Here is a 14,155-nt window from a genome sequence, read left to right as displayed (position 1 = left end):
CCCGACCAGGGCGCCCCGCAACGTGGCAAAGCCTTAGCAAGGCCCATACCAGCGCCGGTACTTGAACCTTCCGCGCGTGCTATTACTCGAACTACCAACACTCATCGACAGGGAGATACCCATGGCCAGCAAATCGGCAAAGACTGCACAAGAGATATTGATGGCTGACTTCCAGGCACTGGTCCGCGACACCGAGAAGCTGCTGGCCGACACTGCCAACCTGGCAGGCGACCAGGCTGACGAGTTGCGTGAACAGATCCACGACCGCCTGACCCAGGCCCGCGAAACCCTGCAACTGACCCAGGACTCGGTGCGGGAACGCGGCCAGGCAGCATTGAGCAGTGCCGAACAGTACGTGCAGGAAAAACCGTGGCAGGCGATCGGCATTGCCGCTGGTGTCGGCCTGTTGATCGGCCTGCTGGCCAACCGGCGCTGAGGGGTTTCCATGGAGAACGACGCCAACGGCGCCAGCGCCTCGGGCAAACGCCTGGGGGCGGCTGCCCTGGGGCTGCTGCACAGCCACATCGAACTGTTCGGCATCGAATTGCAGGAGCAGAAGGGCCGCACCTTGAGCCTGCTGCTGTTCGCCGGCCTCGCCCTGGTGTTCGCCCTGCTTCTGCTGACGGCGTTGTCCGGGCTGTTGCTGGTGCTGCTGTGGGATAGCTATCGCCTGGCCGGCATCATCGGCCTGTGCGTGTTCTACGGCATAGCCGCGCTGTATTGCGGCTTGCGCCTGAAGGCCGCGGTGTTCGACGAGTCGTCGCCCTTCGGCGCCACCCTTGAGGAACTTGCCAAGGACCGGGAGCGCCTGTTGCCATGAGCCTGCCAGAACTGCCAAACACCCGTAACCCGCGGGAACTGCGCAAGGCGCTGCTGCGCCTGCGCATGGAAATGCACCGCCAGGAAATCCGCCACGAGTCCGCGCAGTTGCTTGAGCCACTGCGCCGCGTGCGCGGCATGGGCAGCTCACTGCACGACGGGCTGGGCATCAAGCATGCGCCGCTGTGGGGGATTGGCGCCGTGGTGGCGCTGGGCTTCCTCACCGGCAAGGGCGTGCGCAGCGGCAACCTGGCGCGGCTGTTGCGCCTGGGCACCAGCCTGCTGCCGTTGCTGCGCCTGTACCTGCAAGGCAGCCGCCGCCCCTGACCATCGCAATCCTTGTAGGAGCAGCCTTGTGCTGCGAAGAGGCCGGGAGCGGCAAGGAATTTGTATCGATCAAACGGACCTCTTCGCAGCACAAGGCTGCTCCTACAGGATATGCTGCTGCCTTCGACCTACAGGAGACCGCGCCTTGGACTGGCACACCCTGCTCACCCGCGAACGCCTGGGCAAAGCCCTGTACAGCGCCGATGAACTCGGGCGCAGCCCCTTCCACAAAGACCACGACCGCATCATCTTCTCCGGTGCCTTTCGCCGCCTCGGGCGCAAGACCCAGGTGCACCCGGTTTCGAGCAACGACCATATCCATACACGCCTGACCCACTCGCTGGAAGTCAGCTGCGTCGGCCGCTCGCTGGGCATGCGCGTCGGCGAAACCCTGCGTGACAGCCTGCCGGACTGGTGCGCCCCCAGCGACCTGGGGATGATCGTGCAGTCGGCCTGCCTGGCCCATGACATCGGCAACCCACCGTTCGGCCACTCTGGCGAAGACGCCATCCGGCACTGGTTCCAGCAGGCGGCCGGGCGTGGCTGGCTGGACGACATGAGCGACGACGAGCGCGCCGACTTCCTCAACTTCGAAGGTAACGCCCAAGGCTTTCGCGTACTCACCCAACTGGAGTACCACCAGTTCGACGGCGGTACCCGGCTGACCTATGCCACCCTCGGCACTTACCTGAAGTACCCGTGGAGCGCACGCCACGCCGACGCCCTGGGCTACAAGAAGCACAAGTTCGGCAGTTACCAGAGTGAACTGCCGCTGCTCGAGCAGATCGCCCGCAAGCTCGGCCTGCCGCAACTGGAACACCAGCGCTGGGCGCGCCACCCGCTGGTCTACCTGATGGAGGCTGCAGATGACATCTGCTACGCGCTGATCGACCTGGAAGACGGCCTGGAAATGGAGCTGCTGCAATACGCCGAAGTCGAAGCCCTGCTGCTCGATCTGGTCGGCGATGACCTGCCGGAAACCTACCGCCAGCTCGGCCCTGGCGATTCCCGGCGGCGCAAGCTGGCGATCCTGCGCGGTAAGGCCATCGAGCACCTGACCAACGCTGCCGCCCGTGCCTTCGTCGAGCAGCAGCAGGCCTTGCTGGCCGGGCAGCTGGCGGGCGACCTGGTCGAACACATGCACGGCCCGGCCAAGCGCTGCGTGCTGCAGGCCAAGGACATGGCACGCAACAAGATCTTCCAGGACAAGCGCAAGACCCTGCACGAGATCGGCGCTTACACCACGCTGGAAATCTTGCTGAACACCTTCTGCGGGGCCGCCCTCGAGCAGCACGGTGGACGCACGCCCTCGTTCAAGAGCCGCCGGGTACTGGACCTGATCGGCAACAATGCCCCCGACCCACACGGCTCGCTGCACAGCGCCTTCCTGCGCATGATCGACTTCATCGCGGGGATGACCGACAGCTATGCCAGTGAAATGGCCCGGGAAATGACCGGGCGCTCCAGCCCGACCTGAGCCCTGCCGGTGCAGCCCGGACATCGCCCGTAGCTGCACCGCACATTGTGGGAAACTTCCTACATATACTGGCGACAAGTTAAACGTCACGAATAAAAGTAAATGAAAAGTTACCAATCACGCTTTGACAATGAATTAAACGCGCTTATTTCGTAGCCCGAATTGTTTTATCTTGTAAGCCATTTCCCATATAGGGCTAATAGCCCTTCCTCGCATGCCCGATGACTTTCAACTGCGATAAGGTGCCGCCTGTCACCCTCAATCGCCCGCAGGGAAGTTGAACATGCATTCCATATTTATCGTCGACGACCATCCCGTCATCCGCCTGGCCGTTCGTATGTTGCTGGAAAACCAGAATTACAAGATTGTCGGCGAGTCGGACAACGGCGTGGACGCCATGCAGATGATTCGCGAAGCCGCCCCAGACCTGGTCATCCTCGACATCAGCATCCCCAAACTGGACGGGCTGGAGGTGCTTGCCCGGTTCCAGGCCATGGCCTTGCCCCTGAAGGTACTGGTACTGACCGCGCAATCTCCCGCATTGTTTGCCGTACGCTGCATGCACTCGGGTGCCGCAGGCTATGTGTGCAAGCAGGAGGACCTGAGCGAACTGCTCAGTGCAGTAAAGGCCGTGCTGGCTGGTTACAACTATTTCCCCAGCCAGGCAATCAAGCATAACCAGGCGGTAGATGCCGACCTGCAACTTTTCCGTCAGGTTAATGACCGCGAACTGATGGTGCTGCAACTATTCGCCCAGGGCCGCAGCAACAAGGAAATTGCCAAGGGCATGTTCCTCAGCAGCAAGACCGTCAGTACCTACAAGAAGCGCCTCATGCACAAACTTCAGGTCAATACGCTGGTCGATCTGATTGAAATGGCCAAACGCAACGCGCTGGTCTGAGGGTAGTCATGGCGCACAGTATCGCTCGCCTACTGCTCACCCTGCTCCTGTTCAGCGGCGTGGCACAGGCTACCCATCACGAGGCTTCATCCTATACCTTGCTGGCACGCTCATCGGCCAGGCCGGCATTACCAGCGCTCACGGACGAACAACGGCAATGGCTCGAAGGCCGTCAGGAACTGGTGCTGGGTACCTCGGCACCAGACTACCCGCCGTTCGACATCACCAGTGGGGGCCGCGACTACCAGGGCCTTACCGCCGAGTACGCAAGCCTGATCGGCAAGGCCCTGCAGTTGCCCGTGCGGGTGCTGCGCTTTTCCAGCCGGCAAGCGGCGGTCGAGGCGCTCCGGCAGGGCGATATCGACCTCCTTGGCAGCTCCAACGGCTACGAAGCGGCCAGCGATGGCCTGGCCCTGTCGGCCCCCTATGCCATCGACCAACCGGTGCTGGTAACGCGCGAGGACGAAAGCCGGGCGCTGGACACGGGCCTGGGCGGCATGCGCCTGGGCATGCTCTACCATTACCTGCCCCGGCAGGAGGTGAACAGCGCCTACCCCAAGGCCGAGCTTCTGGCCTTCGGCTCGTCCAGCCAGGCCCTGAGTGCCGTGGCGTTCGGCCAGGCCGACGTGTTCATCGGTGATACCATTTCCACCCACTACCAGCTCAATCGCGGCCACCTGCCGCGCCTGCGCATGGCCAGTTTCGGCAAGCACGAGGCCATCGGCTTCGGTTTTGCCCTGCGCCGCGAGGACAGGGTCCTGATGGATCTGGTGAACGCCACCCTGGACAGACAGACCTCGGCCATACGCGCCAGCATCTTCAAGCGCTGGAGTGCTGGTAGCGACCTGCTGCTGACCGACCGCAAGCTGCAACTGACCGACACCGAAGAACAATGGCTGAAAGAACACCCGGTGATGCGCGTTGCAATCGATGACACCGCTGCACCGGTTTCCTATTTCGACGGCTCGGGGCATTTTCGCGGCATCACCGCCGACCTGCTCGAGCTCCTTCGCCTGCGCACCGGCTTGCGCTTCGAAGTGCAGCGCGCCAGCGGCCTTGCCGACATGATTGCCCGCCTCAAGGATGGCCGCGCCGATGTCATTGCCGCACTGGCCAGCGGCGGGATGAACGAAGACGACCTGCAAATCAGCCAACCCTACCTGGAAAGCGCCTATGTGCTGGTCAGCCGCAAGGACAAACAACCCTTCACCTCGCTGGAACAGCTGCAGGGTCATCGCATCGCCATTACCCGCTACAGTGCCATGGACGCCATGCTGTCGCGGCACTATCCGCAAATCGGCTGGGTCGAGACCGAAAGCTCGTTCTATTCCATGGCGTTGCTCAACAGTGGTGCCGTCGATGCGGTGATCACCACCTTGATCGACGCCAACCACGCCCTGGCTGGCAATCCCGAACTGGTCATCCGGGCCACCGTCGGCAGCGAACCCGCCACCTTCGCCATGGCCACCAGCGCCCCGTCACAAGCGCTGGTGTCGATCCTCGACAAGGCGCTGCTGAGCATCTCGCCGGAAGAACTGGGGGTCATCAACAACCGTTGGCGCGGCTTCAGCCTGCACGAGGATGGCAACGACCACGGCTACCGCCGGCTGGCGATACAGGTGGTACTGGGCACCGCCGTGCTGTTGCTGCTGGCCTTGTTGTGGAATGCCCGCCTGCGCCTGCAGATTCGCCAGCGGCAACGCGCCGAACGGGCGCTGAACGACCAGTTGGCGTTCATGCGCGCCCTCCTCAACGGCACGCCCCACCCCATGTACGTGCGTGATCGCGAGGGCCGACTGCAAAGCTGCAACTACAGCTACCTGGAAGCCGTGCAGGCCCGCTCCGAGGAGGTCATCGGCAAAAACCTGGAGGGGAGCCTGTTCGCCGATTACGAGCAGACCCGGCAGATCCACGCCGATTATCTGAAGGTGATGGCCGAAGGCTCGCCGCTGATCATGGACCGGCCACTTCGGATCCAGGGCCGGGAGATGACCATCTACCACTGGATTCTGCCGTACCGCGACTCACTGGGTGAGGTGCAGGGCATCATCGGTGGCTGGATCGACATCAGCGAGCGCCGCCATCTGGTCATGGAGCTGCGCCAGGCCAAGCAGCAGGCCGATGATGCGAACCGCGCCAAAAGCACGTTCCTGGCCACCATCAGCCACGAAATCCGCACCCCGATGAATGCCGTCATCGGCATGCTCGAGCTGGCAGTCAAGCGCGCCGACCAAGGCCGTGTAGACCGCTGTGCGCTGGAGCTGGCCCACCATTCGGCCAAGGACCTGCTGGGCCTGATCGGCGATATCCTCGACATTGTGCGCATCGAGTCCGGGCATTTGTCCCTCGCCCCGGAGGCCGTTGACCTGGCGGCCTTGGTCGAGTCGGTGGGGCGCATTTTCGAGGGCCAGGCCCGGCAGAAAGGCCTGGCCCTGGAGGTGATCATCGCACCGGCCGCCCGCTGCCATGCCCTGCTCGACCCCCTGCGTTTCAAGCAAGTCCTGTCCAACCTGGTAAGCAACGCCATCAAGTTCACCGAGCATGGCCAGGTGCGCATATGCGTCGGCCTGGTGGACGACGGCAGCACTACCCCCGCAGTGCTGGAGCTGGAAGTGCGCGACAGTGGCATCGGTATCCACGCCGACGACCTGCAGCGCCTGTTCAACCCGTTCATCCAGGCCAACCCGCATAGCCAGAGCGCCCGTGCAGGTACCGGGCTGGGCCTGGCCATCTGTCGCAACCTGTGCGAGATGATGGGCGGCAGCCTGACCATAAAGAGCCTGGAGGATGTCGGCACCCAGGTGCGCCTGAAGATGCCGCTGCAGCGGGTTGACGCAGCAGCGCAGCCGGCCCCGCTGATCGAAAACCTCGACGTGCCCGACCCACGGCTGAGCGTGCTGGTGATCGACGACCACCCGGCCAACCTGCAACTGATGGCACAGCAGCTTGGCTACCTGGGGCTTGAGCACACCAGCGCCCAAGACGGTCGCGAAGGCCTGGCTACCTGGCGGGCGGGCGACTTCGATGTGCTGGTGCTCGACTGCAACATGCCGCACATGAACGGTTACCAGCTGGCCACTGCCGTACGTACCGAGGAACGCCATGGCAAGCGGCAGCGCTGCACCATTCTCGGCTACACCGCCAACGCACAGCCGGAGGTACGCCGCAAGTGCCTGAGCGCCGGCATGGACGACTGCCTGCTCAAGCCCATCAGCCTGGGCACGCTCAGCCAGCGTCTTGCCAGTATCCGCCCACGCCGCCAGCAGAAACCGCGCCGCAAGCTCTATAACCTGGACGGCCTGGCGACGGTGGTCGGGCATGACCCGAACGATCGCCAGCGTTTCCTGCAGGCGTTGCAGCAGAGCCTGCAGGCCGACCTGGCCACCTTGATGGCATTGCATCCGCAGCATGACAGCAATGCCATTGCCGAACAGGCGCACAAGGTGCTCAGTGCCGCGCGGATGCTGGAAGCCCCCGAGCTGATGAAAGCTTGCGAAGCCCTCGAGGCAAGCGGCTTGCCTACCACCCAGTTACGCCTGCGGCGCCAGGCACTGGCGCGGCATATGTGCCGGGTAGAACGTGCCCTGGCCAGGGAACTGGCCACAGGTACCTGCACACAGGCAGGCAGCCAGGCGTGTTAACTGGTAGACTGCGCGGCGTTATTACCTAAGAGGATTGTTTCATGGCCACAAACCGCTCCCGTCGTCTGCGCAAGAAGCTGTGTGTCGACGAGTTTCAGGAATTGGGCTTCGAGCTGAACCTGGAATTCAAGGAAGATCTGGATGACCAGGCAATCGATGCTTTCCTCGACGCGTTCCTGGCAGAAGCCATGGACGCCAATGGCCTGGACTATGTAGGCGGTGACGATTTCGGCCTGGTGTGCTCGGTCAAACGCGGCTCGGTCAGCGAAGAACAGCGTGCAGCCGTTGAAGCCTGGCTCAAAGGCCGTAGCGAACTGACCAAGATCGAGGTCAGCCCGCTGCTGGACGCCTGGTACCCGGAAAAGCCGATCAACAAGGCCGAGTAATACCGGCCCGGCTCGATCGCTGAAAAGGCCACCCTCAGGGGTGGCCTTTTTTATTGGGGGTGCTTTTCCGTCGAACGTGGCGCATCGTCGCTGCGCTTGGGGCATAATGCGTATTCTTTCACCCTGGGGCCATCATTCCTTACAGCCCCAATGCCCTTTTCCCTCGCCGTAGGGTATTTATCGATCATGATCAAAACGCTTCGTCCCCTCGTTCTTGCCGGCCTGCTGTTGCCACTCGCCCTGCCCAGCCAGGCCGCCGCCGTCAACACCACGCTGCCTGCCAAGGTGCAGCAGGCCCTCAAGGCCAACAAGCTGCAGGATTCTGCCCTGTCGCTGGTGATGCTGCCGCTTGACGGCCCCGGCACACCGACCATGTTCAATGCCGATGTCTCGGTCAACCCGGCCTCGACCATGAAGCTGGTCACCACCTACGCCGCCCTCGAACTGCTCGGCCCGACCTTCCAGTGGAAAACCGAGTTCTACACCGACGGCACCCTGAGCAACGGTGTACTCAACGGTAACCTGTACCTCAAAGGTGGCGGCGACCCGAAACTGAACATGGAAAAGCTGTGGCTGCTGATGCGTGACCTGCGCGCCAATGGCGTGCGCACCATCACCGGCGACCTGGTGCTGGACCGCAGCCACTTCGTGCAGCCCAACCTGCCGCAGTTCAACGACGACGGTGGCGATGAGAACAAGCCGTTCCTGGTCAAGCCCGACTCGCTGCTGGTCAACCTCAAGGCCCTGCGTTTCGTGGCCCGCAACGATGGCGGCAAGGTCACCATCGCGGTCGAACCGCCGATTGCCAGCATCCGCATCGACAACCAGGTCAAGGCAGTAGCCTCCAGACAGTGCTCGGGTGACGTGCGCTACAACCCGGTGCAGCAGGCCGATGGCATCAGCGTAACGGTCAGTGGCCAGCTGGGTGACGGCTGCAACTCCCAGACCTATCTGTCGCTGCTCGACCACCAGACCTACGCCGCCGGTGCCGTGCGCGCGATCTGGAACGAGCTGGGTGGCAGCATCCAGGGTGGCGACCGCTTCGAGAACGTGCCCAAGGGCGCTCGCCTGCTGGCCCGAGCCTTCTCGCCAGACCTGGTGGAAGTGATCCGCGACATCAACAAGTACAGCAACAACACCATGGCCCAGCAGCTGTTCCTGAGCCTTGGCGCGCAGTTCCGCACCGATGCCGACGGTGACGACGCCCGCGCCGCCCAGCGTGTGGTGCGCCAGTGGCTGGCGAAGAAGGGCATTACCGCGCCGCACCTGGTAATGGAAAACGGTTCCGGCCTGTCGCGTGCCGAACGGGTCAGCACCCGGGAGATGGCCGCGATGCTGCAGGCTGCCTGGAAGAGCCCTTATGCTGCCGAGTTCATGAGCTCGATGCCGCTGGTGGGTATGGATGGCACCATGCGCAAGCGCCTGAAGCGTACCGCCATGACCGGCGAAGGGCACATCAAGACTGGCACGCTGAATACCGTGCGGGCAATTGCCGGCTTCAGCCGCGACAGCAACGGCCATACCTGGGCGGTGGCGGCGATCCTCAACGATCCGAAACCGTGGGGCGCCTCGCAGGTGCTCGACCAGGTGCTGCTGGACCTGTACCGCCAGCCGAAACTGGCCGGCAGTACTGCGGCCAACTGATCGTTAGCCGGTACCGGCCTCTTCGCGGCTAAAGCCGCTCCTACATGTACAGTGCAGGGTTCAAGACCTGTGATGTCTCTGTGGGAGCGGCTTTAGCCGCGAACGGGCCGGCATTGGCAACTGAAAGCTGTCAGGCCAACTCCCCCTCCACCCGGTCCCGCCCGGCCTGCTTGGCCGCATACACGCCTGCATCAGCCCGCAACAGCAAGGCATCGGCCCCTTCCCCCGGTCGCCAGCCCGCCACACCAAAACTCGCGGTCACCCTGCCCACGCCTTCCACCGGCACATTGCGCACCCCATGCCACAGCTCCAGCGCCAGCAGCCGCGCCTGCTCGGCATCGCTCCCCGGGCACAGCACCATGAATTCCTCGCCGCCCAACCGGCAGAAAACATCGGTACGGCGCAAACGCTGGCTGATACGCAGGCACAGGCTGCGCAGCACGCGATCGCCGACAGCATGGCCAAAATGGTCGTTGATGCGCTTGAAGTGATCGATATCGAGCATGATGACCGCCAGTGCCTGGCCATCGCGCTGGGCCCGTTCCAGCTCGAGCTTGAGCCGCTCCTGAAAGTAACGGCGATTATGGATGCCGGTCAGCGAATCGGTCACCGACAGCGCCCGCAACTCTTCCTCCACACCCTTGAGGTCGGAGATATCGGTCAGGTAGCCATGCCACAACGTGCAGCCCTGCTCGCCCACCTCCGGTGTCGCCTCGCCACGCACCCAACGCAGCCCGGCACGCGGCAGGCAGACCCGATATTCTTCACGCCAGGGCGACAGGTGTTCGGCCGAGTAACGCACCGAGCGGCGCACGCGCTCGAGGTCATCCGGGTGGATGCGTTCGAACACCGCCGTGGCATCCTCGCGCAATTGCTGCAGATCGACTTCGTAGATGTCGTACAGGCCCTTGCTGGCGTACGGAAAACAGGAATGGCCGTTGCCATCCAGGCGGTACTGGTAGATGCCGCCCGGCACCTCGGCACTGAGTTTTTCCAGAAGGCGGTCACGCGCCGCCAGCGCCTCATGCACCCGACGCCGTTCAGTGACATCGATGCAGATCGCCAGGTAACCGATCCATAACCCCTGCTCATCAAGCATGGCGGTGACCAGCATGTTGGCCACCAGTTGGCTGCCATCGGCGCGCAACAAGGTCCACTCCCCCGGCTCGGCACCATGCTCCTGCACCGTTTCGGCAAACATGGCCTGGCCACCTGCAATCGGCCGGCCGAAACGCAGGCTCAAGGCATGGGCACGCAGGCTCAACTCCTCGGGCAACACCAGGTCCTCCAGGCGCAGCTTGCCGATTGCCTCGCTGGCCGGGTAACCGAGCATGCGCTCGGCACCGGCGTTGAAGGTGCTGACCAAGCCCTTGAGGTTGGTGGCGATGATCGCCACCTGGGTTGCGGCATCCAGCACGCTGCGCAGCTGGTTATGGGTACCACGCAGTGACTGCTCGCTGACCCGCAGCTCGGCGGTACGCTGCTCTACCAGGGCCAAGGCGCGCTGGCGCTGGCTGAACAGGCTGTAGAGCAACACACTGAGCAGCAGGCTCAACAAGCCGCCCAGCAGGCTTACCGCCAGCACCGCGGAGGAGCGGTTGGCGCGCACGAAGGCCAGGCTCGGCCGGATACTCAGCTGGAAGTGGTGGTCAGCCAGGTGCAACAACTGGTTGATGGCCAGCGGCAGAGGTGCGACCGGGTTCTGTGAATCGAACATCACCTCAGGGCCATGCAGCCCGGTGGGGTCGACGATACGCACCACCAGGTTATCGTCTGCCGTAACCGGGCGCCCCTCACTGACCAGTTCACGCATGCTCAGCAGGGCCATCACATAGCCCATTGCCGCGCCGCGGGGGTTGGCATCGGAAAACACTGGCGCCACCATCAGCAGGCCACGCGCATCCGAGCTGGTATCGAACATGGGCAGTGGCTCGGACACCGCCATGCTGCCGGGCCCCAGCGCCCGCGCCAGTGCCGCCAAGGGCACTTCCTGGCCGGCGAGGTCCAGACCATAGGGCAGCCCGGGCAATTCACCCGACTGGGTATAGAGTACCGGGAAGTAATGGTCGCGCTGGGGGGATGGGTGCCACTGGCCTTGTTCATCCTGGTCGCGGATCACATAGCCCGGGCCGAAATGCACACTGGCCTGGCGCTCGAACTCGGCGCGTTGCGCGGCCTCGACACGCGGCGCCCAGGCGTAGGCCAGGGTCCGCTGCAGCAATGGCCGGGCGTAGCCGTCGAACTCGTGTGGGGTGATTTCGTTGGAAAAGCTGAAAAACCGCCGCAGCCCGTCCAGGCGCTGCTGCTGTTCATCAAACCGCTCGGCGATACGGCTGAAACGCTCGCTGGCCAGCAGCTCGAAGCGCTGGCGCAGTTGCTGCTTGTAGAAGGTTTGCGTGGCTAACGCCAGGACGGCCGTCAACAGGCCACCCACGATCAGGGCGACCACGGCCACCGCCCAGGCGGACACTGCCTCTGTGCACAGGCCAAGCAACCGCGCACGCACGCCACCCTTTGACATACACCCATCTCGTCACGTCAGCGTCCTGCGGATTATCTTGCCCTGCCCTCAGTTATAGCTATTGGCCATTAGCCGCGCAATGTACCTCGTCGCCTCAACGAAGCTGCAGACGCCAGGCACGATGGATACGGTTATTGCGCGCGAAGTCCGGGTCCAGGGTCTGGGCCGTGATCTCTTCCACCGCATAACGCGCCATCAGGTGCTCGTCCAACTGGAACTTGCGGAAGTTGTTGGAGAAATACAGCACGCCACCCGGCGCCAGGCGGGCCATGGCCAGGTCCAGCAGTTGCACGTGGTCACGCTGCACATCGAACACGCCTTCCATGCGCTTGGAGTTGGAGAAGGTCGGCGGGTCGATGAAGATCAGGTCATAGCTGTCGCGGTTGCCTTCCAGCCAGGCCATCACATCGCCCTGCTCCAGGCGGTTGCGCTCGGAGAAGCCATTGAGCGCCAGGTTGCGTCGCGCCCAGTCCAGGTAGGTTTTCGACAGGTCGACGCTGGTGGTGCTGCGCGCGCCGCCCTTGGCCGCGTGCACGGTGGCCGTGGCGGTGTAGCAGAACAGGTTGAGGAAGCGTTTGCCGGCTGCTTCGCGCTGGATGCGCATGCGCATCGGGCGATGGTCCAGGAACAGGCCCGTGTCGAGGTAGTCGGTGAGGTTGACCAGCAGCTTTACGCCACCTTCGTTAACTTCCTGGAAGCGGCCTTCGGTCGCCTGGCGCTCGTACTGGCGCGTGCCGCTCTGCCGCTCGCGACGCTTGAGCACCACACGCTGCGGCGAAATGCCCAGGGCCTGCGGGATGGCTGCCAGCGCGTCAAGCAGGCGTGCCTGGGCCTTGTCCGGGTCGACCGAACGTGGCGCGGCGTATTCCTGCACGTGCACCCAGTCCTGGTACAGGTCGACCGCCAGGGCATATTCGGGCATGTCGGCGTCGTACAGGCGGTAGCAATCGACCTGCTCGCGGCGGGCCCACTTGCCCAGTTGCTTGAGGTTTTTCTGCAGGCGGTTGGCGAACATCTGCGCCCCTTCCGACAGGCGCGCCGGCTCGCTGGCCGGTGCTGCCTGCTGGCGGGTTTCCGCGCCTTCAGGCTGCGCCTCGCGGCGCTCGCCGGTAACGAACTGGTCGGGCTGCACCTTGAACAGCAGCAGCTTGCACGGCAAGGCGCCGTTCCAGAACGCGTACTGCTTGTGGCTGCGAATACCCATGCGCTTGCCCAGCTGCGGCGCGCCGGTGAACACCGCCGCCTCCCAGCCCATGCAGGCCTGGCGCAGACGCTCGCCGAGGTTCTGGTAGAGGTACAGCAGGCTGGCTTCGTCACCCAGGCGCTCGCCATAGGGCGGGTTGCTGATGACAAGGCCTTTCTGGTTCTGGTCAGGGCGCGGCTCGAAGGTACTGACCTCGCCCTGGTAGATCTTCACCCAGTCGCCCAGGCCGGCACGCTCGACGTTGTTGCGGCCTGGCTGGATCAACCGCGGGTCGGCCTCGTAGCCACGGATCCACAGTGGTGGCTTGGCCAGACCGGCCTGTGCCCGCGCCTGCGCCTCGTCATGCACCTTGCGCCACAATGCCGGTACGTGGCCGAGCCAGGCACTGAAGCCCCAGCGCTCACGCTTGAGGTTGGGCGCGATATCGGCGGCGATCATCGCCGCTTCGACCAGGAAGGTACCCACACCGCACATCGGGTCGGCCAGCGCGCCACCTTCGGCGGCAATGCGCGGCCAGCCGGCGCGGATGAGTACCGCCGCCGCCAGGTTTTCCTTCAGCGGCGCGGCGCCTTGCTGCAGGCGGTAGCCACGCTGGTGCAGGCTGTGCCCGGAAAGGTCGAGCGAGAGAATGGCTTCGCCACGGTCCAGGCGCAGGTGCACGCGCACATCAGGGTCGATCTTTTCCACCGACGGGCGCAGGCCTTCACGGTTGCGCAGCTTGTCGACGATCGCGTCCTTGACCTTCAACGCACCGAAGTGGGTGTTGTCGATGCCCGAGCCATGGCCGCTGAACTCAACCGCCAGGGTGCCGTCGGCTGTCAGGTGATCGGCCCAGTCGACCGCGTGCACGCCGTCGTAGAGGTCGTCGGCGTTCTTCATGGAGAAGCGCTTGAGTACCAGCAGCACCCGGTTGGCCAGGCGTGACCAAAGGCACAGACGGTAGGCGGTTTCCATGTCGGCGGCGCCGCGAATGGCCGAGGTGTGCTCGCGCACGTCATCCAGGCCGAGGCCCCGCGCCTCTTCGGCAAGCAGGCCTTCCAGGCCTTTAGGGCAAGTGAGGTAAAGTTCGAAACGGTCCGACATGAGTAATCCAGCGCCTTGGGCTATTTGACTGACGGGGCGACGCATCGCCCCGCGATGTTTGCCCGCACACCTTTCCAGCAGGCGTGCGGGTGGCCCTTCCCGACACGCGAGCGTGCGATGAAAGGCCGGGCCGCCTGACCGATCTGTGCTTG

At 63.9% G+C, this 14,155-nt stretch carries 10 protein-coding genes; 8 read left to right on the top strand and 2 right to left on the bottom strand.

What is annotated here, in order from left to right:
* Positions 1–121: 121 nt before the first annotated feature.
* The 8 genes from ACK56M_RS08665 to dacB all read left to right on the top strand — a co-directional run bounded on the left by ACK56M_RS08665 (position 122) and on the right by dacB (position 9,195).
* Complete coding sequence (locus ACK56M_RS08665; protein WP_013971684.1) at positions 122–436, top strand: DUF883 family protein; 315 nt, start codon at positions 122–124, stop codon at positions 434–436.
* Between the two features lie 9 nt (positions 437–445).
* On the top strand, positions 446–820 hold the full coding sequence (locus tag ACK56M_RS08660) for a phage holin family protein (protein WP_013971683.1): 375 nt from the start codon (positions 446–448) through the stop codon (positions 818–820).
* Entirely contained in the window at positions 817–1,146 is a 330-nt protein-coding gene (locus tag ACK56M_RS08655; protein ID WP_013971682.1) for a hypothetical protein, read from the top strand. The genes ACK56M_RS08660 and ACK56M_RS08655 overlap by 4 nt, the downstream gene beginning before the upstream one ends.
* Positions 1,147–1,291: 145 nt before the next feature.
* Complete coding sequence (locus ACK56M_RS08650) at positions 1,292–2,623, top strand: deoxyguanosinetriphosphate triphosphohydrolase (protein WP_013971681.1); 1,332 nt, start codon at positions 1,292–1,294, stop codon at positions 2,621–2,623.
* A 283-nt stretch (positions 2,624–2,906) separates the two neighbouring features.
* Positions 2,907–3,524: a response regulator transcription factor gene (locus ACK56M_RS08645; protein WP_015269505.1), complete on the top strand. Its 618-nt coding sequence runs from the start codon at positions 2,907–2,909 to the stop codon at positions 3,522–3,524.
* Between the two features lie 8 nt (positions 3,525–3,532).
* A complete protein-coding gene (locus ACK56M_RS08640; protein ID WP_182328507.1) occupies positions 3,533–7,165 on the top strand; it encodes an ATP-binding protein in 3,633 nt (1,210 codons plus the stop codon).
* 41 nt (positions 7,166–7,206) lie between these two features.
* Positions 7,207–7,551 (top strand): YggL family protein, encoded by a 345-nt coding sequence (locus ACK56M_RS08635; protein WP_004376110.1) that lies wholly within the window; start codon positions 7,207–7,209, stop codon positions 7,549–7,551.
* 186 nt (positions 7,552–7,737) lie between these two features.
* On the top strand, positions 7,738–9,195 hold the full coding sequence (gene dacB / locus ACK56M_RS08630; protein WP_322492119.1) for a D-alanyl-D-alanine carboxypeptidase/D-alanyl-D-alanine-endopeptidase: 1,458 nt from the start codon (positions 7,738–7,740) through the stop codon (positions 9,193–9,195).
* Between the two features lie 130 nt (positions 9,196–9,325).
* Here dacB and ACK56M_RS08625 read toward each other — a convergent pair whose 3' ends face one another.
* Both ACK56M_RS08625 and rlmKL read right to left on the bottom strand, forming a co-directional pair.
* Positions 9,326–11,716, bottom strand: a complete 2,391-nt coding sequence (locus ACK56M_RS08625) for a diguanylate cyclase (protein WP_264209832.1) — start codon at positions 11,714–11,716, stop codon at positions 9,326–9,328.
* Between the two features lie 94 nt (positions 11,717–11,810).
* The gene (rlmKL, locus tag ACK56M_RS08620) at positions 11,811–14,003 is read right to left on the bottom strand and encodes a bifunctional 23S rRNA (guanine(2069)-N(7))-methyltransferase RlmK/23S rRNA (guanine(2445)-N(2))-methyltransferase RlmL (protein WP_015269501.1); all 2,193 of its coding nucleotides are present in this window, start codon (positions 14,001–14,003) and stop codon (positions 11,811–11,813) included.
* Between the last annotated feature and the right edge of the window lie 152 nt (positions 14,004–14,155).

The sequence above is a fragment of the Pseudomonas sp. s4 genome (genome assembly GCF_046764235.1).
GTDB classification, from domain to species: Bacteria; Pseudomonadota; Gammaproteobacteria; order Pseudomonadales; family Pseudomonadaceae; genus Aquipseudomonas; species Aquipseudomonas asiatica.
Note: the sequence above shows the minus strand (reverse complement) of the source record. Positions and strands in the feature narration are given on the sequence as shown.

Excerpts from the sequence above, each read along its gene's own strand:
- ACK56M_RS08665 (WP_013971684.1), top strand. The coding sequence starts at position 122 with ATGGCCAGCAAATCGGCAAAGACTGCACAAGAGATATTGATGGCTGAC.
- ACK56M_RS08660 (WP_013971683.1), top strand. The coding sequence starts at position 446 with ATGGAGAACGACGCCAACGGCGCCAGCGCCTCGGGCAAACGCCTGGGG.
- ACK56M_RS08655 (WP_013971682.1), top strand. The coding sequence starts at position 817 with ATGAGCCTGCCAGAACTGCCAAACACCCGTAACCCGCGGGAACTGCGC.
- ACK56M_RS08645 (WP_015269505.1), top strand. The coding sequence starts at position 2,907 with ATGCATTCCATATTTATCGTCGACGACCATCCCGTCATCCGCCTGGCC.
- ACK56M_RS08640 (WP_182328507.1), top strand. The coding sequence starts at position 3,533 with ATGGCGCACAGTATCGCTCGCCTACTGCTCACCCTGCTCCTGTTCAGC.
- ACK56M_RS08635 (WP_004376110.1), top strand. The coding sequence starts at position 7,207 with ATGGCCACAAACCGCTCCCGTCGTCTGCGCAAGAAGCTGTGTGTCGAC.
- dacB (WP_322492119.1), top strand. The coding sequence starts at position 7,738 with ATGATCAAAACGCTTCGTCCCCTCGTTCTTGCCGGCCTGCTGTTGCCA.
- ACK56M_RS08625 (WP_264209832.1), bottom strand. The coding sequence starts at position 11,716 with ATGTCAAAGGGTGGCGTGCGTGCGCGGTTGCTTGGCCTGTGCACAGAG.
- rlmKL (WP_015269501.1), bottom strand. The coding sequence starts at position 14,003 with ATGTCGGACCGTTTCGAACTTTACCTCACTTGCCCTAAAGGCCTGGAA.